The following is a 24,996-nucleotide window of genomic DNA, read 5'->3' on the forward strand; positions in this document are numbered from 1 at the left end:
AAAGTGGAAATGCCGCGTCCCAATATCCTCATTCTGATGGTCGACCAGTTCAACGGGACGTTGTTTCCCGATGGACCGGCCGATTTTCTCCATGCGCCGCATCTGAAAGCCTTGGCGGAGCGGTCTGTACGCTTCGCCAATACCTATACGGCCAGCCCGCTGTGTGCGCCGGCCCGTGCTTCCCTGATGTCCGGGCAATTGCCAAGCCGGACACGGGTTTACGACAATGCCGCCGAGTTCGCCTCCGACATTCCGACCTATGCGCACCATCTGCGGGCAGCCGGTTATTACACCGGTCTCTCAGGCAAGATGCATTTCGTCGGGCCTGACCAGCTGCACGGCTTCGAAGAGCGTCTGACGACCGACATCTATCCCGCGGATTTTGGCTGGACGCCCGATTATACCAAGCCGGGCGAGCGGATCGACTGGTGGTATCACAATCTGGGTTCGGTGACGGGTGCAGGGGTTGCCGAAATCACCAACCAGATGGAGTATGACGACGAGGTAGCCTACCACGCCACTCGCAAGCTCTATGACCTGTCTCGTCGGCTCGATGACCGGCCGTGGTGTCTGACCGTCAGCTTCACCCATCCGCACGATCCCTATGTGGCGCGGCGGAAATTCTGGGATCTCTATGAGGATTGCCCGGCACTCGATCCGCAGTCGGAGGCCATTGCTTTCGATCAGCAGGACCCGCATTCGAAACGGTTGCTGGAAGCCTGTGACCACAATGCCTTCGATATTTCGCCGGAGCAGATACGCCGGGCGCGCCGCGGTTACTTCGCCAACGTCTCCTATATCGACGAGAAGATCGGCGAAATCCTTGGCGTCCTGAAGGCGACGCGGATGGAGGAGGACACCATCGTCCTCTTCCTTTCAGACCATGGCGATATGTTGGGTGAGCGCGGCCTGTGGTTCAAGATGTGCTTCTTCGAGGGCTCGGCCCGCGTACCGTTGATGATCGCCGCGCCAGGCTGGCAGCCGGCATTGATCGATACGCCGGCTTCGACACTGGATGTGACGCCGACGCTGTGCGGTCTGGCGGGGCTTGATATCACCTCGCTTAAACGCTGGACCGACGGCGAGGATCTGGCGCCGTTGGCTGCTGGCACCGGCGGGCGCGGCCCGGTGCCGATGGAATATGCGGCCGAAGGCTCGATCTCGCCGCTCGTCGCCATCAGGGACGGCCGATACAAATTGTCTGTCTGTGAGGCCGATCCGCCGCTGCTTTACGATCTGGACGCCGATCCCGAAGAGCACACCAATCTCGCCGGCGATCCCGCTTTCAGCGACGTGCTCTCGTCGCTTTCCGCCGAAATTGGCCGGCGGTGGCAGTTGCCGGTGTTCGACGCCGCCGTTCGCGAAAGTCAGGCGCGGCGCTGGGTGGTCTACAAGGCGCTGCGCAACGGCGCCTATTACCCGTGGGACTACCAACCCTTGCAGAAGGCTTCGGAACGCTACATGCGTAACCACATGGACCTCAACGTTCTGGAAGAAAACCAGCGTTTTCCGCGCGGCGAGTGAGGTGGGCAAGGTGCCTCAAGCGGTGGTCGACACCCTCGGTGCGCCGCCCGCCGCCTGCACGGCAAGACTGCCCGCGGCAACCCCGGCTGTGAGGCATTGCTGTTCGTCCCTGCCTTGAAGCCAGGCATCAAGAAAACCGGCATTAAAGGCGTCGCCGGCGCCGGTCGTATCGATCACGGGTACTTCCTGGGCTGCCAGATGCTGCAAGCCCCTTCGACAAGATATCCACGCGCCCTGCGCACCGCCTTTCAGCGCCACGACGGGAAAGGCCTCTGACAGGGCGTGGATGGCTCTTTCCGGGTCAGAATGCCCCGTGATTGCTTCCGCCTCTTCGAGATTGGGCAAAAACACGTCGACACCGGCACAGGCCTTGAGCAGCCCCTTATCGTAGATCAGCGAAGCATCCCAGCTTGGATCGAGCGATACTGACAATCCGCTTGCCTTGGCGCGTGAAACCAGATCGGGCATCTCATGCAGCGTGGCGAATTCGGCGATGTGCAGATGCCGGGCGTTATCCCACGCGAAGGCGGCATCGAGCGTCGAGGGACGGGCGGCACCGGCGCGGCGCGTCAAAAATGCCCGGTCCTGGCCAACCACCGTCGCCACCGTCACCTGCGGTCCGGCATCTGCTGCATGTTCCAGAAACCGCAGGTCGACGCCGCTTTGCGCCATTTTCTCACCGATGTCGCGCGAAAACGTATCGGTACCAAGCCTTGCGAGCAGAGCAACCGGGCGTCCGACGTGGGCAAAATGGGCGGCGGCAATGAAGGCTCCGCCGCCGGGGGCGATTTCCATGTCTCGGGCAAACAGTTCCCGGCCGAGCACTGGCAGTTCATTAAGACCGGTGAAAATGAGGTCACAATAGATCCGGCCGATGCTGATGACGGCAGTTTTTTCCGTTGTCATCATGCGCGGCCCAGAAGCTTTTCCGTCTTGGCGTCGAAAAGATAAAGCGAACCTCGCGCCGCCTGGCATTGCAGCCTGCCGCCGACGGCCGGAATGGTTTTGCTTCTCGCCGTGGCGATTACCGAACTGGTGTCGGTGTCCAGATGAACAAGCGTCTCCGGCCCGAGCGGCTCGACTGCCGTTACCGTTCCTTCCAGGGTAAACGTCCCCTGAGCGGACCCAGACTCGCCAACAAGCAGATCATGCGGCCGGACGCCGATCAGAAGCTCACCCGTGGCGGACGGCGCGACGCTGTCGCCGGCTCTGGTTCCGCGCAGCAGGTTCATCGAGGGGCTGCCGATGAAGCGTGCGGTAAAGATGTCGACGGGTGTTTCATAAAGTTCCGTTGGCGTGCCGACCTGCAGGATGTGGCCGTCCTTCATGACGACGATCCTGTCGGCCATGGTCATGGCTTCCACCTGATCGTGGGTGACATAAACGGTTGTCGTCTTAAGACGCTGATGCAAGCGCTTGATTTCAATACGCATCTGTGCGCGCAGCTGGGCGTCTAGGTTAGACAGTGGCTCATCGAACAGGAAGGCGGCGGGATCGCGCACCATGGCGCGGCCGATGGCGACACGCTGCCGCTGGCCGCCTGACAGGGCCGCCGGCCGCCGGTCGAGCAGGGCCTCCAGACCGAGCACCCGGCCGGCCTCCTCGATGCGGCGGTTCTTTTCCTCGCGGTCAAGCTTCGAGGTGTAGAGGCCAAAGCCGATGTTCTGGCGAACCGTCATGTGCGGATAGATCGCATAGTTCTGGAAGACCATCGCGATGTTGCGCTGTTTCGGTTCCTTCTCATTGACGATGTCGCCGCCGATCTTCAGCGCTCCGTCGGAGATTTCTTCCAGCCCGGCGATCATTCTGAGGGTAGTTGATTTGCCGCAGCCGGACGGGCCGACAAAAACGACGAACTCGCCGTCTTCAATGGCAAGATCGATGCCCTTGACCGCCTCGACCTTGCCATAGCGCTTCACCAGTTTATTGAGTTCGATTGTCGCCATCATCGGGCTCCCGTCAGGGCGGTGAATTTCTCTGTGAGTTCCGCGGCCTTTGCCGCTTCGTGATCGGCGGATCGCCGTGCTTCCGCCTCGAATGCAGCAAGCCTGTTGCGATAGGTGGCAATCGCCTCCCGCATCGGTTCGAGGGCAGGGCCGCCGAAACGGCTGCGTACGGCAACGAAGTGCTCGGGCGAAACGATCTGCCTGAATTTTTCCTCATCGATCCCGGTTTGCCGCCCTGTCAGCTCATGGAACGCCTTGAGGAACGGCTGGTAACCGTCGTTCGGCAGATCGCCTTTCAGCGCGACGACGCTCTTGGCAACAGTCGCGGCAATCTCATGGGCCTGGCGGAAAGACAGGTCTTCGATGCGGACAAGCGAATCCGCCAGTTCCGTGATGGTGATACACGACCGGCGGATGTTTTGGTCGACCCTTTCGGGATCGATGCTGATCTGGCCAACGAGGCTGGCAAGAAGATCGAGAACCCGGCCGGCAGAGGCGAAGGCCTCATAACCCATGCCCTGCGTTTCGCCCTCACTGTCATTCATGTCGGTGAAGGGCGTATTATGCATCACATCCAGCACCGTGCGCGCCCGCCCGAATGTCTGGCTGGCGAGGTGGCGCAGATGTTCAATTGGCACCGGGTTTCGCTTCTGCGGCATGATCGAGGAAATCTGCACCAGCGCATTCGGCACGTAGATCTGGCCAACCTCGAAACTCGTCCAGAACTGGAAATCCTGGATGAGCCGTCCGAGATGCAGGAACATGAGCTCGATCGCGCCATAGGTCGCGGTCGTGTAATCCACGGCGGCGATGCAGGAATAGGAATTGCGTAAGGGTGCAGCAAAGCCCAGCAATTCGGCGACCCGCGCCCGATCGATGGGAAAGCCCGAGGTGGTGATGGCGGCAGCGCCCATCGGCGAAAGATCGACGATGCGGCGCGCCTCCGCAAAACGTTCGATATCCCGGATCAGCACCTCGATCGCTGCCGAAAGGTAGTGGCCGAAGGTGGTGGGCTGGGCCGGCTGCCCATGGGTGTAAGCCACGATCAGCGTGGCTTGATTGCGTTCGGCGGCATCGATCAGCGCTTTCAGCAGGACACGCGCCTTGACGGTGAGCGTGTCGATCTTGTCCTTGAGGCCGATCTTGAACAGCGTGTGATCGATATCGTTGCGCGAACGGGCCGTGTGCAGGCGGCCGGCGACATCGACGCCGATGCGGGCTTTCAGCTCTTTCTCGATCAGGAAGAAGAAATCCTCGACTTCGCCGGTATAAACAAGCTCCGCGGGTTCTATGGTTTTGTCGATGTCTTCGAGTGCGCCGGCGATCTTGGCCGCCGTATCGGCATCGAGAATACCGGTCTCGCGCAGCATGACAAGGTGGGCGCGGTCTATGCGGCGGAACCCATCTACGTGGTGGTTCTTGGCGCCGTCGAAAAGCGGGCGCAGCACGGTTTCCTTGTAGACAGGGTCGGGAAACTTGCTGGTATCCGACTGGCGCGGGTTGATATCGGCCATGATGTTATCCTTTCAGGCCCGCCAGCATCACACCGCGAACGATGTAGCGTTGCAGGACGATGAAGACGATGAGGGTGGGGATGGTCGCAATGGCTGCGCCCGTCATGATCATTTCCCACTGGATCTGCTGTTCTACGGCAAAGCTCGAAAGGCCGACCGGCAGGGTGTAGAGCTCCTTGCTTGTCGTGACGATCAACGGCCAGAAGAATGCTGTCCAGTTCCCTAGGAAGGTGAAGATCGCGAGCGCGGAGAGCGCGGGCGTCACCAGCGGCAGGGCGACTTTCCACCAGATCTGGAATTCGTTCAGCCCGTCGACGCGCGCGGCCTCGATGAAGTCGTTCGGAACCGTCTCGAAGAACTGCTTCATCAGGAAGGTGCCGAAGGCCGTCATCATGCCCGGGAACATGATGCCCCAGTAGCTGTCGAGCCAGCCCAACTGGCTGGACATCAGATACCAGGGAATGACGAGCATTTCGGTCGGGATCATCAGCGTCGACAGGATGGCGAGGAAGATGAAATAGCGGCCGCGAAACTCGAACTTCGCCAGCGTGTACCCGACCAGACTGTCAAAGAAGCAGTTGGAGACGGTAACGATGACCGCAACCAGCATGGAGTTGAAGAACCAGCGCAGGAAACGGCCGTCGGCCATGACCGTGATATAGTTGGCAAGCGTCGGTGCCGCGGGAATGAGCCTGAGATCATAGACCTGGTCCGCCGTCTTGAACGAGGTCGAGAACATGAATAGTAGCGGCGAAACCATGATCAGGCCGCCGATGAACAGCAACGTCCAGGCGAGAATGCGACCGGGGCGGATACGGGCGTGGGAAAGTGGCTTTGCTTCGCTCATTTCTTTTCCCTCAGGACCCAGAGCTGGATCAGCGATACGACGAGAAGAATGGTAAACAGGACGACCGTCTGCGCTGCCGCATAACCCATGGCATAGGAATTGAACGCCGTCTGATAGATCATCAGCACCAGCGGTTTCGTTGAGCCGAGCGGTCCGCCCGGATCATTGGTCGTCATGTTGTAGACCTGGTCGAAGATGCGCAGGAAACCGATGGACGAGAAGACCACGAGGAAGACCGTGGTGGGTTTCAGAAGCGGAAGCGTGATCTTGCGCAGGATCGCCCATTCGCCCAGCCCGTCGATGCGGGCGGCTTCGTAAAATGTCGTTGGAATGGCGCGCAGCCCGGCCATGAAGATGATGATCTGGAAGCCAAGGCCTGCCCAGATGGCTGTCACCATGATCGAATAAAGCGCCTGGTCCGTAGAGCGGATGAAGGGTTGCTGCGGAATGCCGAGAAGTGCGAAGACGTCGTTGATGATGCCGATGGGCGGCGGTTGATAGAACCAGCGCCAGACCCAGGCCATCGCGGCCGCCGTCGTCAGATAGGGCAGGAAATAAAGCGCGCGGATGAAACCGTGCAGGATGCGTACGCGGTCGAGATAAAAGGCGATGACGAAGGCGAGCACGAGGCTGATCGGCGTGCCGACGATGAGATACGTAAAGGTGTTCTTGAACACCTTCCAGAATTGCGGGTCCTTGAAGAGCTTGACGTAATTGGTGACGCCAATGAACTTTGCCGGCCTCAGCAGGTCCCAGTTGGTGAAGGACAGATAGAAGGCCTGAAGCGTCGGGTAAAAACGGATGATGCTGTAAAACAGGATAGGGATCGCCAGAAAGCTCCATATCCATAAGAGCCGTTTCGTGCGCATGGAAAGACGGTCCCCAAAGGAGCCGCCGGGGCGGCCGGATACCGCCCCCTGTTGATCTGTCGCTGTCATGGTTGGACCTGCGGTTTTCAGGGTTTCGCCGCGTCGATGATTTCCTGCTCGGCCTCGGCGGCCTGCTTGATGGAATCTTCAACCGACTGGCCCTCGAGCAGGACCCGGTTGGTCATGTCAATGGCGTTCTGGCGCTGGGCGGCCTCATCCATGAACAGTGTCGTGTGGGCATATTCCAGACCCTTCAGGAACGGCGCGTAGATCGGATCCTTGAGGTTTTCTTCGGTCAGCGCTGCGGAGCGTCGCGCCGGCAGTTCGCCCACTGTCTTCAGCCAGATCGCCATGGCTTCCGGTGAAGAGATATAGGCGAGGAACTTCTTGGACGCCTCAAGCTCTTCACCCGTTGTCTTGGCGCTGATGCCGTTGGCGAAATAGCTCGCATAGTTGGAGCGGATATTCTTGTCATTGGTCGGAAGTTCGGTCACGCCCCACTCGAAATCCTTGATGGTGCGGAACGAGCCCAGCCGGAAAGTGCCGTCGATGGTCATGCCCGCCTTGCCCGCGCGGAAGGCGGCCTGGCCTTCATCCATGAAACCCGCCTGACCGATCTTTTTTTCAAGCTGCAGACTGGTGTAGAATTTCAGAGCCTGGATGCCGGGCTCGCTATTATATGCGACCTTCTGGTCGTTGTTGGTATAGGGCTCGCCACCATATTGGCGGATGAGCACCTCACGCCACCACTGGTGATCCTGTCCGCCCATATCGAGCGTGGAACCGGCGACGGTGAGATTGCCGGCGGCATCGTGCTTGGCGATCTTTTGCGCGGCGGCGACGAATTCATCGAGCGTCTTCGGCGGATTTGCGGGATCGAGACCCGCCTCGGTAAAGAGCTTCTTGTTGTAGAACAGTGCAAGCGAACGAACCGCGGTCGGCAGGCCGTAATAGTCCTCGCCGCGTTTCATAGCGCTGACGATCGGGAAAAATTCGCTTTCGATCTTGTCATGCGGGAAAGCGTCTGTTGGCAGTGGCTGCAAAATCCCGCCCGCCGCGAACTTGTCGAGCCAGCCGTAAAACAGCTGCATCACGTCCGGGCCCTTGCCGGACATATTGGCGGCAATCACGCGCGTCTGGTAATCGGCATAAGGGAAGGTTACCTGCTTTACGGTGATGTCGGGATTGGCCTTCTGGAACTGTGCGATCAGCTCGTCCATGGCCTTCACGCGGGTGTCGAAGACATATTGCCAATATTCGATTTCAACCGCCTGCGCGGCGTTGAATGCAAATGTGCTGAAACCGGCAACCAAGCCGGCGAACAGAGTTGCTCTGCGCATGTAAGCCTCCTTTTCCTCCGCCCGGTCTTCCGGATGCGGAGCCATCGTTCCCTTTTCCGCGCTTTCGCGCGCGCTCATCGATCTGCCGGTGGCGGAGTTTCCTCTTCCGCCGGGGCAAGCCTGACCCCCGGTCGCTCTTACGGTTCTCTGAAGGCAGGCATTTGTCAATAAGATAATTTACTTGAATTATTATATTGCGCTTATCGTCGGTTCGACGCTATTAATTTTCTAACAGACGGGAAGTTGAAGAGATGACGGTGCACACGGTGGACGCTTATCCCGTAGCAATCGGAAAAAACCCTGAGCGGAGCCGCGAACATAACAGGCGAGTCGTCCTCGATATTGTCCGGCGGCACGGCTCCCTCGGCCGCGCCGAGATCGCCAAGATCACGCATCTGACGCCGCAGGCGGTCGCCAATATCGTCGATGAACTCATGGGCGAGGAGTTGCTGAAGGAGCTCGGCCGTCGTCGCTCCGGTCGCGGCCAGCCGCCGATCCAGTTTTCGGTCAACCCGGATGGCGGGGCGACGATCGGCGTGGAAATCGCCGCCGACCATATGGTCACCGTCGGTCTTGATCTCGCCGGCGTTCTTCGCACGCAGCGCATCACGCCGCTCTCGGACACGACACCGGAAGCCATATTCAAGACCTTTGCCGCCGAGCATGACGCCGTTGCCAAAAATCTAGGCTGCAGGCTGCTCGGCACCGGGGTCGTCATGCCCGGTCCCTTCGAGATCGATGGCATGACTTCGGTGGGACCGACGACGCTTTCCGGCTGGGGCGGCATTGATGCCCGGCAGATGCTGGGCGAAGCCTGCGGCCAGCCGGTCGTGGTTGAAAACGATGCCACGGCCGCAGCAGTCGGGGAACGGCTGTTTGGTGCTGGTCTGGCGATCCCGAATTTCTGCATGATCTATTTCGGCGTCGGTATCGGCCTCGGCATCATCCAGGATGGCGCGCCCTATCGCGGTGCGTTCGGGAATGCCGGCGAAATCGGCCATGTGACTGTTTCGCCGAGGGGAAGGCCTTGTCCTTCCTGCGGGCAGAGAGGGTGCCTGGAGGCTTATGCCTCAGTCTATGTACTGAAGGAAAAGCTTGTATGCGCCGGTGTTGCGGATACGGAACTTGATGATCTGGAGGCCCTGTTCAAGGCAGGCCATCCCGTGGTGAGGGAATGGATCGACGAAGCTGCGGCGCATCTGGCGCCTATGGTGGCGATGCTCGAGAATATTCTCGATCCGCAGACAGTCATTCTCGGCGGCGCTCTGCCTGAGCTCATCATCAGTGAAATCATTGCACGGATGGGGCCTTTGCCGACCTCGGTCGCAAGTCGCAGGCAGCGGGAACTTCCGCGTGTCATCCATGGTAAGTCCGGGCAGTTGACTGCTGCCCTCGGCGCTGCCGCCTTGCCGCTTTTCGATATCGTCACGCCAAAACTTGAGACATCCATGGGAGCCGCAGCGCAGGCACCCGGCTGAATATTGGAGGAGACCGCCCATGCTTACCCCCCGGGAGCGCATCAAACGGCAAATGGCCGATCCGTGGCTCATACGCCTGCATCGCAGGCTGAGCGCGCTGAAGTCCACGGTGACCGTCATGCATACCGGCGCACATCCGGACGACGAGCAGAACGGGTTGCTTGCCTATTTCCGCATGGAGCTTGGCATGCGTACCATCATCGCCTGCTCGACACGTGGCGAGGGCGGTCAGAATGCGCTGGGGCCGGAAAGGCTTGGCGCGCTCGGCGTCATCCGCTCGCGGGAGCTGGAGGAGGCGGCCCGCGTCATCGATGCGGATATCAGCTGGCTCGGCCATGGGCCGGCGGATCTCATTCATGACTTCGGGTTCTCCAAGGATGGCGACCAGACCTTTGGCCGCTGGGGGCAGCAGCGCATCATTGAGCGGCTGGTGCGCGCCTATCGCAAGGAGCGGCCGGATATCGTCATCCCGACCTTTCTCGATGTGCCGGGACAACATGGGCACCACCGCGCCATGACGCGTGCGGCAAAGAGCGCCATCGCGCTGGCGGCGGACCCTGCGGCCTGTCCTGAACATCTTGCAGAGGGGCTGAAGCCGTGGCAGGTGGCGAAATATTACCTTCCCGCGTGGTCGGGCGGTGGTGACACCTATGATGACGAAGTGCCGCCGCCCGAGACGACCGTAACGGTAAACGCTCGCGGCAGGGAGCAGGCGACTGGCGCGCAATATGACCGGATCGGCGAATGGTCGCGTTATTATCACGCTTCTCAGGGAATGGGATATTGGCCAAAGCTGGCGCAGGAGGTCTGGCCGCTGCATCTCGAACTCGCCAGTGATGCAAGGGGCCAAGAACACTCGATCCTCGACGGGCTGCCGTCTTCGTTGTCAGACCTTGCGGTGTTCCCGGGCCTGGATGCCGAATTGGCAAAGGCGCTGGTCAAGGCGGAACAGGCGATAAGCGAAGCGATATCAGCCTTTCCCGACAGGCAGCGGATCACGGCGTCACTTCTTGCGGCGGCAGCGCTTTTGCAGACGGTGGACGAATCCGCCACTGCGGATTTCAGGGAACTGCACGGACATCGGATCAGGCGCAAACGGGCGCAGGTCGATGCCGCCATCCTGACGGCGCTTGATGTTTTCGAGCGGGCCTACGCCGCGCCGGCGGAGATCGTACCAGGTGGAACGTCGGTTCTTTCCGTGGAGCTTTCAGATAAGGCGGCTCACATTGATGGCGAGGTCACCCTGGTCCTGCCATCAGGTGTATCGTCATCCATCCAGTCACTTGGCGAGAGGCGGGTCTTTACGCTTGTCGCGGATCAGGATGCACCTGTTTCCGGGCTGTATCAGCCTGACTGGAAAGCCATGGGCGGCAATGGCCATGCCTCAGTGCGGCTTTCCGCAACGGTTGAAGGCAGAACGGTTTCGGCCGCCTTCGACCTTGAGGAACCGTTTTTCGTGACGCCGGCGCAGTCGCTGACCATTGCGCCGGACGCTCTTCTGGTTCCGCTTGGACAGGGGCAGGAGGCGCATGTCTTTCAGGCGCATATAAAGGGCACCGATGCGTCGCTGTCGTTCAGGAATACGGGCGGCTGGAACCTGCGCGAGAACGGCGGCGACTGGATTGCCGAACGTAACGGCGAGGCCCGGGTGGGCCTTGCCCAGATCGAGGCGCTTGTCGGTGCGCAACCCGCTTTTCAGATAACGCCGATCGCCTATCCGCACATCGGTCGGGCAAGGTTTCTGGCGCCGTCCGTTCTGAAAATCCTCTCGCTGGACCTGAAGCTGCCCGAGAAGGCGCGGATCGGCTATGTCGGTGGTGGTGCTGACAGGGTGGGTCTTTGGCTGTCGCGAATGGGACTCGATGTCACCGACCTCGACGCTCAGGCGCTTGGCGGGGACCTGTCATCCTTTACGACGATCGTTATTGGCATCTTCGCCTTCGGCATCCGCAGGGATCTCGCTGCCGAGACGGAGAAACTTCACCGCTTCGTCGAAAACGGCGGTCATCTGGTCACGCTCTATCACCGGCCGACTGACGGATGGAATCCGGAAACGACACCAGTTCGGCATCTTGAGATCGGCAAGCCTTCCCTGCGCTGGCGTGTGACCGATCCGCAGGCGGAGGTAACGGTGCTCTTGCCCGACCATCCGCTGCTTGCCGGGCCCAACAGGATTGATGCCGCCGACTGGGGGGGCTGGGACAAGGAGCGCGGGCTTTATTTCGCCTCGCGCTGGGATGATGTCTACGAGCCATTGCTCGCCATGCATGATGTCGATGAGCAGCCGCTGAAGGGTGCGCTGGTTTCGGGCGTCATCGGCAAGGGTAGGCATACTCATACCAGCCTCGTGCTGCATCACCAGATGGACAAGCTTGTGCCTGGCGCTTTCCGCCTCATGGCCAATCTTGTGCAACCGGCGTGAATGGCGACGATCAAAGCGAAGAACAGCAAGGCCCTCGCGAAACGGACACCCGCGCGGGCATAGGCTGGCTGTTGCTGGACATGACCCTTGTTGCGGGCGGTATGACCGCGCTCGTCAAGGCACAAGGCGTCACCTATCCCGCCTTCCAGCTCGTCTTTATCAGGGCGATGATTGGCCTGATGTTCATCCTGCCACTGATCTGGCGGCACCGGGGAGAAATGGCGCGCATCCAATATCCCTGGCGTAATATTTTCCGCATCTGCTGCAATGCCATTGCACTCACCAGCAATTTCATCGCCATCACCCTGTTGCCGCTTGCGACCGTCAATGCCGTTGGTTTTTCCCGGCCATTGGTGACGATGGCGATGGCTGTCGCCCTTCTTGGCGAAAGCGTGAGCCGCTTTCGCTGGGCGGGAGCCTGTCTTGCATTTGTCGGCGTTCTGGTCGTCATTGGGCCGGGCGGCGCGGAATTTGGCGTGGGCGTGATTGTTGTGCTGATATCGGTGGTGTTCGGTGCGCTTGCGGTTATCCAGACACGAGCGCTGCGGCGGGAGAACACCACTGTCATGATGGTGTTCTACACGGTGGGCCTCGCCGTCATCACCGCCATTCCGGCAATCTGGACATGGAAGCCGGTTGCGTCATTTGACTGGGTTCCGTTGCTCGGCATCGGATTGCTGGCGCAGATGGGACAGTATTGCTTCCTGCGGGCCTATCGTATCGCGGATGCAAGCGTCCTTGCGCCGGTCAGCTATCTGTCGATCCTGTTTGTGACTGCGGTCGGATATTTTCTGTTCGACGAAGTGCCTGAAGCCCGCGTTGTGTTCGGCATCGTCATCATTCTCGTGTCGCTGCAATCGACTGCGCTTGCGGAATATCTCTTGAAAAGGCTGCGCCGCAAAAGATGACGGGCAGGTTCTATCGCGATTGTGCAAGGATCCGAAGCCTAATCCAGCTCAGCGCCGCAAGTTTCAAACGGTCGTAAAACGAACGGGCAAAACGCACATAGCGCATGATCCAGGCGAGCCAGCCATAGGTGAGAAGCTTTTCCCGGCCGGCATGATAGATGCGTTCGACAATCAGGAAGGTCGAAAGATGGGCAATGATCGTCAGAACCACCCCCGACTTGAAAGCCCCATGGGCGAAGAGGACGAGGCCTATGATCTTCATCGGTTCCGCAATCGCGAAAGGAACGGCGAGACAGAGTAGAATGGCAAGGCGCGGCAGCTGCGCTATCCGGCTTTCCAGCCGCTGGATGATTTTCAGGTTCGACAGGGCCCTGATGACCGGCCGGTAGAGCGGACGGAAAATGCCGTCGAGGACCATGGCGAAAACGATGATCGCCCTGAGCGGAAAGAGGAGAATCGTCCGGATTTTGCTGTTCACCTCTGCCAGCCTCCAAAGAAGGTGTAACGCCTATTCTTAATCGCCTGAAACATGTCAAAACCAAGTCCTGTTTCGCGTCAGCCCTGCCTCACACTGGCATACATGCCGGTGGTGCGGAATTCGCTCGGATTGGTGCCGTAAAGCCTGCGGAACACCTTCGAGAAATAGTTCGGATCCTCGAAACCGCATAGCACCGAGACTTCCTTGATTGGAATGTTGGCTGCGGTCGTCAATAGCTTCGCTGCCCGTCTCAGGCGTCTTTGCAAGACGAATTCCGCCGGCGGCAGGCCTTCGCTTGCGGTGAAGATTCGGGAAAAATGCGCGCGGCTGAGACCCGCCACGGCGGCAAGGTCGCTGACGGAAAGTCGGTCGCCAAGGTGGCTGTCTATATAGCTCAGCACCTGCTGCATCGTGCGATATTCGCCGCCAAAGGAAGGATGCGAGCCGAAGACATCGTCATAAAGCGTCATCGCCGCCTCATAGGCGACAGCCGACGCCGCCCCCGGTGTCTCGGCACCGTTGACGAGACGTGAGCAGCATCCTGCGAGATGATCCACCGTTTCAGGCTGCAGCTTGAGGATCGGGCCGGTGACGGAAAGAATGTTGCGGTGGATGCGGAGCGCTTCCTCGCCATTCATTGAGATCCAGAAGAACTCCCACTCCTTGCCATCTTCCAGCCAATAGCGGTGATTGTGAGGGATGAGCAGCAGCAGGGTTTCGCCGGGCCTCACCAGGTAATGGCGGTTCTCATAGCGCAGGTTGCCCTGACCGCCGATGCAATATTGCAGGACGGTAAAGGGCGTCTGTCCGCGTTTGCGACCATCCCAATCATAATTGCCGCCACGGCGGATTTCATAACCGCTGCTGGTAGGCATGGTGTGCAGCGTCTGGCGGCCGCGCGGCAGCGAGACGGTTCGCATGCCGGGTCCCTGATCGATCAAATCCTGCAGCACAAAATTACCCATGAAAGCATAATCCTTCTCTGGTCCTCGCCGGTATTATACGCATAATCCCGATCCGAGGAGACAGCCAGCAGGATATTGTTGCTGAAAAATTGGAGAGGAAGGCCGGTTTTCCGGGATTCTCACGGGTATTTTTCTGCAATGCCATTTCACGATCCGTCGGCCCGTTTCACCCGTTCGATTTGCAACAGAGGTGGCGTTATGAGTTTCAAAATCGCTATTATTGGCGCTGGCAGCGTCGGTTTCACGAAAAAACTGTTCACCGATCTCCTGTGTGTGCCGGAGTTTCGCGATATTGAAGTCGCGCTCACGGATATCAGCCAGCACAATCTCGATATGATCAGGGCAATCCTTGACAAGATCGTTGAGGCAAATGGTTTCCCCGTGAAGGTGACCGCCCATACCGACCGCCGCCGGGCGCTGGAGGGCGCGAAATACATCATCAGCTGCGTGCGGGTCGGCGGGCTCGAAGCCTATGCGGACGATATCCGCATTCCGCTGAAATACGGCATCGACCAGTGCGTAGGCGATACAATCTGCGCCGGCGGCATTCTCTACGGTCAGCGCAACATTCCCGTCATTCTCGATTTCTGCAAGGATATCCGCGAGGTTGCGGCACCCGGCGCAAAGTTCCTGAACTATGCCAACCCCATGGCCATGAATACCTGGGCAGCCATCGAATATGGCAAGGTGGACACGGTCGGTCTCTGCCATGGCGTTCAGCACGGGGCGGAACAGATTGCCGAAATCCTCGGTGCGAAATCCCCGGCAGAACTCGATTACATCTGCTCCGGCATCAACCACCAGACATGGTTCATCGATCTGCGGCTCAATGGCGGCAAGATCGGTAAGGAGGAGCTGGTTGCCGCGTTTGAGGCGCATCCGGTCTTCTCGCAGCAGGAGAAGCTTCGCATCGACGTGCTGAAGCGCTTCGGCGTCTATTCGACCGAAAGCAACGGCCATCTCTCCGAATATCTGCCATGGTATCGTAAGCGGCCAGAGGAAATCGCCCGCTGGATCGACATGTCCGACTGGATTCACGGGGAAACCGGCGGTTATCTCCGCCACTCCACCGAAACGCGCAACTGGTTCGAAACGGAATTCCCGCAGTTTCTCGCCTCGGCCGACAAGCCGATTGATCCGGCCAAGCGCTCCAACGAACATGCAAGCCATATTCTTGAGGCGCTGGAGACCGGGCGTGTCTATCGCGGCCACTTCAACGTCAAGAACAATGGCGTCATTAGCAATCTGCCGGCGGACGCCATCATCGAATCGCCCGGTTTTGTCGACCGTTTCGGCATCAACATGGTTTCCGGCATCACGTTGCCGGAAGCCTGCGCGGCCACCTGCATGGCGTCCATCAACGTGCAGCGCATGTCGGTCCATGCGGCAGTCACTGGCGATATCGATCTTTTGAAACTCGCCGTGCTGCATGATCCGCTGGTCGGCGCCGTCGCCACGCCGGAGGAGGTCTGGCAGATGGTTGACGAGATGGTTGTCGCTCAGGCGCGCTGGCTGCCACAATATGCCGATGCCGTTCCGGCGGCGAAGGAGCGACTTGCGAAGTCCAGCGTCAAGACCCGTGACTGGGCGGGTGCCGCGCGCCGCAACGTGCGTTCCATCGAGGAATTGCGGGCCGAGAAATCGGCGCTGAAAAAGGCCGTTTGAAGGAAAAGACATGGGAAAAGGCCGGCGGCGGAAGGGAGTTCGCCGTCCGGTCTCAACGATCAGAGAGGGTCGGCGGTCGAAGAGCTGCCATTTGGGAGGAATGACGATGTTACTTCAACGCAGGATTGGTATCATCTCGGCACTGGGGTTCGGTGTTTCGATGATCGCACTCAATGCGAATGCCTTCGAGACCACGACGCCGCCCGAGCCGCCGCAATTTCCGGCCGAAGGCAAGATCAACTATGTGGCGCGCGACTCGATCCTCGAATTCAAGGCGCTGCCAAGCTACAGCGAACCCGGCTGGATTACCGAGAAATTCGAAAAGACCGGCAAGCTGCCGCCGCTGAAAGAGCGCCTGCCCGAGGAGCCGCTAGTCTACAAAACAGGCAATATGCCCGACGGCATGGGCGTCTACGGCGATACGATGCGCCATGTGGTCGGCGGCAGGCCGGAGGGCTGGAACTATATTGCCGGCCAGAGCCAGGGCTGGGGCGGCATTGATATCGCCCTTTCCGAGTGCCTGACGCGCACCGCGCCACTGTTCCAGGTAGATGCCAAGGATACCGAGCCGCTGCCCAATCTGGCGAAAAGCTGGGAGTGGTCGGAAGATGGCCACAAGCTGACGATGCATCTCGTCAAGGGTGCGAAATGGTCGGATGGCGAGCCCTTCAACGCCGATGACGTGATGTTCTACTGGGAAGACGCCGTCATCGATCCCAATGTCTCACCGCTTGGAGGTGGTGCATCGCCTGAGGCTTTCGGTGAAGGAACGACGCTGAAGAAGATCGATGACTATACCGTCGAATGGACCTTCAAGGCGGCGTTCCCCAAGCAATATCTCTACACCATGGCCTATCCGAGCTTCTGCCCCGGGCCGTCGCATATTCTGAAACCCCAGCATCCGAAATATTCCAAGAACACCTATAACCAGTTCAAAAACGCGTTCCCGCCTGAGTATATGAACATGCCGGTCATGGGCGCATGGGTTCCGGTTTCTTATCGGCCGGATGATCTCATCGTGCTGCGGCGCAACCCCTATTACTGGAAAGTGGACGAGAAAGGCCAGCAGTTGCCCTATCTCAATGAAGTCCATTACAAGCTCTCCACCTGGGCGGACCGTGACGTGCAGGCCGTGGCGGGATCGGGCGATTTCTCCAATCTCGAGCAGCCGGAGAATTTCGTCGCCTCGCTGAAACGCGCCGCTGACCCCAATGCGCCAGCCCGCCTTGCCTTTGGACCGCGCCTTATCGGGTACAATCTGCAGATGAATTTTTCCGCCAATGGCTGGGGCAATCCGGATGAGCGCGGACAGGCCATTCGTGAGCTGAACCGTAACGAGGTGTTCCGCCAGGCCGTCACCTCCGCTCTTGATCGCAAGGCGATCGGTGACTCGCTGGTGAAGGGGCCTTTCACGGCGATCTATCCGGGTGGCATTTCGTCCGGGACAAGCTTCTATGATCGTGCTTCGACGGTCTATTACCCCTTCAACCTCGAGGCTGCCAAGGCGGCGCTGGCTTCGATTGGCCTGAAAGACACTGACGGCGACGGTTTCCTGAATTTCCCCAAGGAAACGCTTGGCGGCCGTAATGTCGAGATTACCCTTCTCGTCAACAACGGTTACGCGACAGACAAGAGCCTTGCGGAAGGTCTCGTCGGCCAGATGGCGAAACTTGGGCTTCGCGTCGTCATCAATAGCCTCGATTCAAACCAGCGTGACGCCGCCCATTATGGCGGGCAGTTTGACTGGCTGGTGCGGCGCAATTCCACCGAGCTTTCATCCGTGGTGCAGAATACCGAGCAACTGGCGCCTGTCGGGCCGCGCACCAGCTGGAACCATCGTGCACCCGAAGGCAAGGAACTGGACCTGATGCCGTTCGAGAAGGACATGGCCGACATTGTGCGCAAGTTCATATCTTCGCAGGACAATGCCGAGCGGGCCGAGCTGATGAAGCAGTACCAGAAGGTCTACACGCAGAACCTCTACACGATTGGCCTCACCGAATATCCCGGTGCGCTCATCGTCAACAAGCGGTTCTCCAATGTGCCGCAGGGTACGCCGATCTTCATGTTTAACTGGGCCGAAGACGCCATCATCCGCGAACGCCTGTGGGTCGCGGCCGACAAGCAGGGCAAATATGAACTTTTCCCTGAGCAGCTTCCCGGCAAGCCGGGCGAGGGCGGGCCGATCAACTGAAGCTTCCGGTAAAGGTGCGTAACGCCATTATGTCCGGAAGTACGAAACCTGAAGAACTCCTCCCGGAGCACACCCGGTACCGGTCGCGCGTGAAGCGCGGCCGGCAACACACGGCCAATCCAAACCGAGGAAGACCGTTCGATGCTGAGATTTCTGACGATACGCGTGGCATCCGCCATTCCGGTGCTGTTGATCCTGAGCGTGGTGACCTTCGCCATCATTCAGGCACCGCCCGGCGATTACGCCGACTACATCCGCTCGCAGCTGATGAACCAGGGCGGAGCGTCCTTCGAGCAGGCGGAAGCGCAGGCGCAGGCATACCGTATCGAACACGGACTCGATAAGCCGCTCGTTATTCAATATTTCAACTGGATCGGCGGCATCCTCACCCGCGGCGATTTCGGCTACAGCTTTTATTACAACAAGCCGGTCGCCGATGTGGTTGGCGAACGCCTGCCGCGCACTATCGTGCTGGCGCTGGTCTGCCACATCTTCGCATCGGTACTTGGCATCGCCTTCGGCATATGGGCCGCCACACGGCAATATTCCTGGGTCGACAACCTGCTCTCCACCATTGCCTTCCTCGGCATGACGATCCCGCGCTTCCTGATGGCGCTGATCCTCGTCTACCTCATGGTATTTCATTTCGATGTGTCGGAGATCGGCAGTTTCTTTTCACCGCAATATGGCGGTGCGCCGTGGTCATGGGCGAAATTCGTCGATCTGGTCAGCCACGTCTGGCCGGTCGTCGCTATCGCCGTCTTCGGGGGGCTGGCCTACAATATGCGGGTGATGCGCGGCAATCTGCTCGATACGCTGAATGCGCAATATATCGAGACGGCGCGTGCCAAGGGCCTTTCGGAAGGCGCCGTCATCATGCGCCATGCGGTGCCGAATGCCGTGCACCCGCTCGTCATGTATCAGGGCGTGGTGCTGCCCTACATGCTGAGCGGCGAGATCGAGACCGCGATCATCTTCGCGTTGCCGACCGTCGGCCCGGCCATCGTCGGCTCCATGGCGGTGGGGGACGTCTATGTCACCGCGACCTTCATGATGGTGCTGGCCGCCACGCTGATCGTCGGCAATATCATCGCCGATATGCTGCTCGCCATGCTCGACCCGCGCGTCCGCGAATTCGGGAGGGCCTGAGATGATGGCGTTTGACGAGATGAAAACCGAAACGGCCGCCGCGGCAAAACCCGACCGCTCCGCCAATGGCAACGAGACCTATCTGGCGCTTGTCTGGCGGCGTCTCAGACGATCCTTCACGGGTATGGTCGGGCTGGTACTAGTGGTGCTGCTGATCCTCATCTCCATTTTTGCGGACTTCTTCGCGCCGATGAACCCGCTCGAAACCCATGGCAGCTTTTCGCCGCCGCAGGTGGTCCGGTTCACCGACAAGGACGGCAATTTCAGCCTGGCGCCACGGGTCTATGCCATTGCGGAGACGGAAGAGCTCGATCCGGTCACCTTCCAGCCGATCGTCGGCCCGGATTACGACAATCCCGTCTATCTCGGCTTCTTCGTGAAGGGCGCGGAATACAAACTTCTGGGTCTCATTCCGATGAGCCGGCATTTCTTCGGCTCTACCGATGGCCAGCCCGTGCATTTCCTAGGAACCGATAAATTCGGACGCGACGTGCTGTCGCGCGCCATCTACGGCTCGCGCATCTCGCTTGCCATTGCACTCAGTGTTGTCGCCATCGTTACCGTCATCGGCACCAGCGTCGGGCTGATTTCCGGCTATTTCGGCGGACCGCTGGATGCCTGGGTGCAGCGTTTCGTGGAGGTGGTGCTCGCCTTCCCGCAATTGCCTCTCTATCTCGCGCTGACTTCTCTTATTCCCGTCACCGCACCAACAACCGTGTTCCTCGTCTTTGTGGTCGGCGTCATGTCGGCGCTGGGCTGGGCGCAGATGTCGCGGGAGGTGCGCGGCAAGACGCTGGCACTGGCGCGGATCGATTATGTCCGGGCAGCGATCGCTGTCGGCGCCACGGACAGGCGCATCATCTTCCAGCACATCCTGCCGAATGTGATGAGCCATGTGATTGTGGCCGTGACCTTGCATATTCCAAGCGTCGTGCTGCTCGAATCCTTCCTCGGTTTCCTCGGCTTTGCGGTGAAGCCGCCGCTGATCTCCTGGGGGCTGATGCTGCAGGACACCGCGACCTATTCGGTCATCGGTTCCTATCCCTGGATTCTTGCACCGGTTGGTTTCGTGCTGGTCACCGTCTTTGCCTTCAACGCGCTGGGCGACGGCCTGCGCGATGCCGTCGATCCCTATTGAGAGGAGCGCGCCAATGGTAGCTGCACAAAACACCTACGCCCCCGCCATCCGCTTCGACGCCGATGATCGTCAGGATAACGCCATCATCGATGCCCGCAATATTGCCGTCACTTTCAAGGTGGAACACGGAATGGTGGAGGCAGTGAAGGACATTTCCTTCCAGCTTTACCGGGGTGAGACCATTGCCATCGTCGGCGAATCCGGTTCGGGAAAATCGGTCACCGCCCGCACCGTCATGGGCTTGTTGACCAAGCGCGCCACAGTCGCGAAATCGGCAGTCGTCCGGTTCAACGGCGACGACATCCTGAAATTCTCGTCGCGCCAGCGCCGGGCGCTGCGCGGCAATCGCATCTCGATGATCTTTCAGGAACCGATGAGTTCGCTGAACCCGATCTATACGATCGGCAGCCAGATTGTAGAGGCAATCCGCGTCCACTCGAAATTGAGCAAGAAGCAGGCAGAGGCGAGGGCGCTCGATCTGCTGCGTCAGGTGCAGATACCGGAGCCGGAAGCGCGGCTCAAACAATACCCGCACCAGCTTTCCGGCGGCCAGCGCCAACGCGTTATGATCGCCATGGCGCTCTCCAATGATCCTGACGTGCTGATTGCCGACGAACCAACGACCGCGCTGGATGTGACGGTGCAGGCGCAGATACTCAACCTCATCCGGGATCTCCAGAAGAAGCGCGGCATGGCCGTGGTCCTCATCACCCATGACCTGACGATCGTGAAGCAGTTCTCCGATTACGTCTATGTCATGCAGCACGGCGAGATGCGTGAGCACAATACCACGGAGAAGCTGTTTGCAGCGCCTCAGCATCCCTACACGAAAAGGCTGCTTGCTTCCGAACCTCGGGGCACGGCAAAGCCGCTGCCGGAGAACTCCGGCGTCCTCCTGACGGCAAGCGGCGTGCGCGTTTCCTTCATGATGCGATATGGCGGCCTGTTCAAACCAGAACTCAAGGAGCTGATAGCGGTCGACAGTCTCGGCTTGACGCTCAGGCGGCACGAGACACTGGGGCTCGTGGGTGAATCCGGCTCCGGAAAGACGACCTTCGGCCAGTCCCTGCTCCGGTTGAACGACCCTGTGGGCGGCGAGGTGGTTTTTGACGGTCAGAGGGTCGATGGCCGTTCCCGGGCTGAAATGCGGCCTCTGCGGTCGCGTATGCAGATCGTCTTTCAGGATCCCTTTGCCTCGCTAAACCCGCGCATGACCATTGGCCAGATCATCGAGGAAGGTCTCATCATCAACGGTCTTGGAAAGACAAAGGCCGAGAGGCTGGACCGGGTGCGCGACGCGCTGGAGGCGGCGGGTATGCCTGGCAACATCCTCTCGCGTTTCCCGCATGAGTTCTCCGGCGGCCAAAGACAGCGCATCGCGATTGCGCGTGCCGTCGCGCTGGAGCCGGAATTCATCCTGCTCGATGAGCCGACCTCCGCACTCGATCTTTCCGTGCAGGCGCAGATCATCGATCTCCTGCGCAAGCTGCAGGATGAGCGTGGCTTGAGCTACCTGTTCATCTCCCACGACCTGAAAGTGGTCCGCGCCCTCTGCCACCGCGTCATCGTCATGCAGCGCGGCCGGATTGTCGAAGAGGGGCCTGTCGAGGACGTGCTCAGTCAGCCAAAAACTGAATATACACAGCGGCTTGTGCGAGCCGCCTTCGAAATCGCTTGAATTCCCAATTGCCGGAGGTAGACATGTCAAGAGATCCCAAGATTGCATTCATCGGCGCAGGTTCCACGGTGTTCATGAAGAACATCATCGGTGACGTGCTGCAGCGTCCGGCCCTTTCCGGCGCCACAATCGCGCTGATGGATATCAACCGTGAAAGGCTGGAAGAAAGCGCCATCGTCGTCAACAAGCTGATTTCGACGCTCGGAGCAAAGGCGAAGGCCGAGACCTATACCGACCAGAAAAAGGCGCTTTCCGGCGCGGATTTTGTTGTCGTGGCGTTCCAGATCGGCGGATACGAGCCGTGCACGGTCACTGATTTCGAAGTGCCGCGTAAGTACGGGCTGCGCCAGACCATTGCTGACACACTTGGCGTCGGCGGCATCATGCGCGGCTTGCGCACAGTGCCTCACCTCTGGAAGATTTGCGAGGACATGCTGGCCGTCTGCCCGAATGCCATTATGTTGCAATATGTGAACCCCATGGCGATAAACACCTGGGCGATTGCCGAAAAATACCCGACGATCCGGCAGGTGGGTCTTTGCCATTCCGTGCAGGGCACGGCGATGGAACTCGCCCATGATCTCGATATTCCCTATGAGGAAATCCGCTACCGTTCGGCCGGTATCAACCATATGGCGTTTTTCCTGGAATTCGAGCATCGCCAGCCCGATGGCAGCTACAGGAGCCTCTACCCCGATCTCGTGCGCGCCTATCGCGAAGGCCGCGCGCCAAAACCCGGCTGGAACCCACGCTGCCCCAACAAGGTGCGGTACGAGATGCTGACGAGGCTCGGTTATTTCGTCACCGAAAGCTCCGAGCATTTCGCGGAATACACGCCCTATTTCATCAAGGAGGGTCGCGAAGACCTGATCGAGAAATTCGGCATTCCGCTCGACGAATATCCAAAGCGCTGCATCGAACAGATCGAGCGCTGGAAGGGCCAGGCGGCCGCCTATCGCTCGGCCGAAAAAATCGAGGTCAAGCAGTCGAAGGAATATGCCTCCTCGATCATCAATTCGGTCTGGACCGGCGAGCCCTCCGTCATCTACGGCAACCAGCGCAATAATGGATGCATCACCTCGCTGCCATCGGATTGCGCGGCGGAAGTGCCCTGCCTGGTCGATCATAACGGCGTGCAGCCCACCTTCATCGGCGAGTTGCCACCGCAGCTCACCGCGCTGATGCGCACCAACATCAATGTTCAGGAGCTGACCGTGCGGGCGTTGATGAGCGAAAACCGCGATCACATCTTTCACGCTGCCATGATGGACCCGCATACTGCGGCGGAACTCGATCTCGATCAGATTTGGTCGCTGGTGGACGATCTGCTGCTGGCCCATAGTGACTGGCTGCCGGAATGGACGCAGGCGGAGGTGAAACGGGCGCGGGCTGTGTAAACATCATCGCCCTCAATAACGGATCGGAGGTGTGCAGCGAGCCCACATCATCCTTTCGCAAGCGCTATAGAAGACCCTACTCTGTCATCCTCGGGACAAGCTCGAGGATGACGTCCGATTGTCGACGGGATGGCGCGGCATCGGTATGATCGCTTGGTACTGTCGGTGTTCTCAAAGGTGAGCCGGTTAACTGCCGGCGAACGGGGGGCGCCTTGATGACGCTCTCCATTAAATCCTTTCGCCGCTTGACTTGTGTCAAGGTTGCAGGCCGCTCTCTGGCGTAGACAGTCCCGGAAACCGGTTATTCCGCTTTCAGTGCGGGAAATACCAGGTACGAATTATGAACGTGATGGTGGCTGGCTTCTTCGGTTTTATCGTACTACGGTTGAAACCTGAAGGGTTCATGGGGAAGACGGATGTCTAAAAAGGGCTTGCTCATTGGTCTGGCGGTTGTGGTTCTGGCCGTGGCCGGCTATTTCGCCTGGTCGAAGCTGACGGCCGAGGGCCTGCCTTCGGGATTCGTGGCCAGTAACGGTCGCATCGAGGCCGTCGAGATCGATATCTCCACCAAGACCGCCGGCCGCCTTCGGGATATTATGGTCCGTGAGGGTGATTTCGTGAAGGCCGGACAGGTTCTGGCGCAGATGGATACGGCCCAGCTGGAGGCGAGGAAACGCCAGGCGGAAGCACAGCTTCGCCGTGCGAAAATAGCAATCGACACGGCCCACAGTCTTGTCGCCCAGCGTGAAGCGGAAAAGACGTCGGCGCTTGCGGTGGTGGAACAGCGAAAGGCCCAGCTCGATTCCGCCTCCAAGACCAATGCACGCTCGAAACAATTGCTGACGGGCAATGCGGTCTCGCAGCAGATCGTCGATGACAGCGAGGCCGCCGAGCAGTCCGCCCGCGCAACGCTCGCCTCTGCGCAGGCCTCGCTTGCGGCTTCCGACGCCGCGATCAACGCCGCCAAGGCGCAGATCGTCGACGCCGAAGCGGCGGTAGACGCCGCACAGGCTGACATCGAGAGCATCGAGACTGACATAGCCGATGCGACGCTGAAATCGCCCCGCGACGGTCGCGTGCAATATCGCATCGCCCAGCCCGGAGAAGTGCTGTCCGCCGGTGGAAGGGTTCTGAACCTCGTCGATCTCGGCGACGTCTATATGACGTTTTTCCTGCCGACGGCCGAGGCTGGCCGCACGTCGATGGGGTCTGATGTTCGACTGATACTGGATGCCGCCCCCCAATACACCATTCCGGCAAAAGTGTCCTTCGTCGCGGATGTCGCGCAGTTCACGCCGAAAACGGTGGAGACCGAAGAGGAACGCCAGAAGCTGACATTCCGGGTAAGGGCGCAAATCCCCCAGGCACTTCTGCAGAAATATATTCAATATGTGAAAACAGGGCTGCCCGGCATGGCCTATGTCCGGCTTGATCCGGAGGCCGCCTGGCCGGAGAATCTCGAACGCAATCTCGTCAAGTGAGGG

The 24,996-nt window shown here is 59.6% G+C and carries 19 protein-coding genes; 11 read left to right on the forward strand and 8 right to left on the reverse strand.

The window, feature by feature from the left end; translation table 11 throughout:
* Window positions 1-9 precede the first annotated feature (9 nt).
* Window positions 10-1,524: a choline-sulfatase gene (gene betC, locus HQN82_RS22225; RefSeq protein ID WP_173615954.1), complete on the forward strand. Its 1,515-nt coding sequence runs from the start codon at window positions 10-12 to the stop codon at window positions 1,522-1,524.
* Between the two features lie 15 nt (window positions 1,525-1,539).
* On the opposite strand, the gene HQN82_RS22230 is transcribed toward betC, so the two are convergent.
* The 6 genes from HQN82_RS22230 to HQN82_RS22255 are packed head-to-tail and all read right to left on the reverse strand — an operon-like array spanning window position 1,540 to window position 8,040.
* On the reverse strand, window positions 1,540-2,433 hold the full coding sequence (locus HQN82_RS22230) for a carbohydrate kinase family protein (protein WP_173615955.1): 894 nt from the start codon (window positions 2,431-2,433) through the stop codon (window positions 1,540-1,542).
* Window positions 2,430-3,470, reverse strand: coding sequence for an ABC transporter ATP-binding protein (locus HQN82_RS22235; RefSeq protein ID WP_006697291.1), 1,041 nt, complete (start codon window positions 3,468-3,470; stop codon window positions 2,430-2,432). The genes HQN82_RS22230 and HQN82_RS22235 overlap by 4 nt, the downstream gene beginning before the upstream one ends.
* Entirely contained in the window at window positions 3,470-4,984 is a 1,515-nt protein-coding gene (gene argH, locus HQN82_RS22240; RefSeq protein ID WP_022563829.1) for an argininosuccinate lyase, read from the reverse strand. Before argH ends, HQN82_RS22235 begins: the two co-directional genes overlap by 1 nt.
* A gap of 4 nt (window positions 4,985-4,988) precedes the next feature.
* Window positions 4,989-5,831 carry a carbohydrate ABC transporter permease gene (locus HQN82_RS22245; RefSeq protein WP_006697289.1) on the reverse strand — a complete coding sequence of 281 codons (843 nt, stop codon included), beginning with the start codon at window positions 5,829-5,831 and terminating at the stop codon, window positions 4,989-4,991.
* Entirely contained in the window at window positions 5,828-6,769 is a 942-nt protein-coding gene (locus tag HQN82_RS22250; protein ID WP_112635942.1) for a carbohydrate ABC transporter permease, read from the reverse strand. Before HQN82_RS22250 ends, HQN82_RS22245 begins: the two co-directional genes overlap by 4 nt.
* 17 nt (window positions 6,770-6,786) lie before the next feature.
* Window positions 6,787-8,040 carry a sugar ABC transporter substrate-binding protein gene (locus HQN82_RS22255; RefSeq protein WP_048902990.1) on the reverse strand — a complete coding sequence of 418 codons (1,254 nt, stop codon included), beginning with the start codon at window positions 8,038-8,040 and terminating at the stop codon, window positions 6,787-6,789.
* Between the two features lie 251 nt (window positions 8,041-8,291).
* Between HQN82_RS22255 and HQN82_RS22260 the strand changes: the two genes are divergently transcribed.
* Genes HQN82_RS22260 through HQN82_RS22270 form a run of 3 tightly spaced genes read left to right on the forward strand, consistent with a single transcriptional unit; the run spans window position 8,292 to window position 12,848 of the window.
* Window positions 8,292-9,518: an ROK family transcriptional regulator gene (locus HQN82_RS22260; protein ID WP_173615956.1), complete on the forward strand. Its 1,227-nt coding sequence runs from the start codon at window positions 8,292-8,294 to the stop codon at window positions 9,516-9,518.
* A gap of 19 nt (window positions 9,519-9,537) precedes the next feature.
* Window positions 9,538-11,940 carry a PIG-L family deacetylase gene (locus HQN82_RS22265; protein WP_173615957.1) on the forward strand — a complete coding sequence of 801 codons (2,403 nt, stop codon included), beginning with the start codon at window positions 9,538-9,540 and terminating at the stop codon, window positions 11,938-11,940.
* Window positions 11,937-12,848 (forward strand): DMT family transporter, encoded by a 912-nt coding sequence (locus HQN82_RS22270; RefSeq protein WP_022563834.1) that lies wholly within the window; start codon window positions 11,937-11,939, stop codon window positions 12,846-12,848. The genes HQN82_RS22265 and HQN82_RS22270 overlap by 4 nt, the downstream gene beginning before the upstream one ends.
* A gap of 10 nt (window positions 12,849-12,858) precedes the next feature.
* On the opposite strand, the gene HQN82_RS22275 is transcribed toward HQN82_RS22270, so the two are convergent.
* Together HQN82_RS22275 and HQN82_RS22280 are read right to left on the reverse strand one after the other, a co-directional pair.
* Window positions 12,859-13,326, reverse strand: coding sequence for a hypothetical protein (locus HQN82_RS22275; protein WP_022563835.1), 468 nt, complete (start codon window positions 13,324-13,326; stop codon window positions 12,859-12,861).
* A gap of 77 nt (window positions 13,327-13,403) precedes the next feature.
* Window positions 13,404-14,291, reverse strand: coding sequence for an AraC family transcriptional regulator (locus tag HQN82_RS22280; protein WP_022563836.1), 888 nt, complete (start codon window positions 14,289-14,291; stop codon window positions 13,404-13,406).
* Window positions 14,292-14,489: 198 nt separating this feature from the next.
* Between HQN82_RS22280 and melA (HQN82_RS22285) the strand changes: the two genes are divergently transcribed.
* From melA (HQN82_RS22285) to HQN82_RS22315, 7 genes are all read left to right on the forward strand, one after another.
* Window positions 14,490-15,956 (forward strand): alpha-glucosidase/alpha-galactosidase, encoded by a 1,467-nt coding sequence (gene melA / locus HQN82_RS22285; protein WP_034497937.1) that lies wholly within the window; start codon window positions 14,490-14,492, stop codon window positions 15,954-15,956.
* Window positions 15,957-16,062: 106 nt separating this feature from the next.
* The gene (locus tag HQN82_RS22290) at window positions 16,063-18,150 is read left to right on the forward strand and encodes an ABC transporter substrate-binding protein (protein ID WP_022563838.1); all 2,088 of its coding nucleotides are present in this window, start codon (window positions 16,063-16,065) and stop codon (window positions 18,148-18,150) included.
* Window positions 18,151-18,291: 141 nt separating this feature from the next.
* Window positions 18,292-19,299: an ABC transporter permease gene (locus HQN82_RS22295; RefSeq protein ID WP_108081316.1), complete on the forward strand. Its 1,008-nt coding sequence runs from the start codon at window positions 18,292-18,294 to the stop codon at window positions 19,297-19,299.
* Window position 19,300: 1 nt separating this feature from the next.
* Window positions 19,301-20,437, forward strand: coding sequence for an ABC transporter permease (locus tag HQN82_RS22300; protein ID WP_022563840.1), 1,137 nt, complete (start codon window positions 19,301-19,303; stop codon window positions 20,435-20,437).
* 13 nt (window positions 20,438-20,450) lie between these two features.
* The gene (locus tag HQN82_RS22305; protein WP_022563841.1) at window positions 20,451-22,115 is read left to right on the forward strand and encodes an ABC transporter ATP-binding protein; all 1,665 of its coding nucleotides are present in this window, start codon (window positions 20,451-20,453) and stop codon (window positions 22,113-22,115) included.
* Window positions 22,116-22,138: 23 nt separating this feature from the next.
* Window positions 22,139-23,512 carry an alpha-glucosidase/alpha-galactosidase gene (melA, locus tag HQN82_RS22310; protein WP_022563842.1) on the forward strand — a complete coding sequence of 458 codons (1,374 nt, stop codon included), beginning with the start codon at window positions 22,139-22,141 and terminating at the stop codon, window positions 23,510-23,512.
* A gap of 416 nt (window positions 23,513-23,928) precedes the next feature.
* Window positions 23,929-24,993, forward strand: coding sequence for an HlyD family secretion protein (locus tag HQN82_RS22315; RefSeq protein WP_022563844.1), 1,065 nt, complete (start codon window positions 23,929-23,931; stop codon window positions 24,991-24,993).
* Window positions 24,994-24,996: the final 3 nt, after the last annotated feature.

Source organism: Agrobacterium pusense (genome assembly GCF_013285525.1).
Classification (GTDB): domain Bacteria; phylum Pseudomonadota; class Alphaproteobacteria; order Rhizobiales; family Rhizobiaceae; genus Agrobacterium; species Agrobacterium pusense.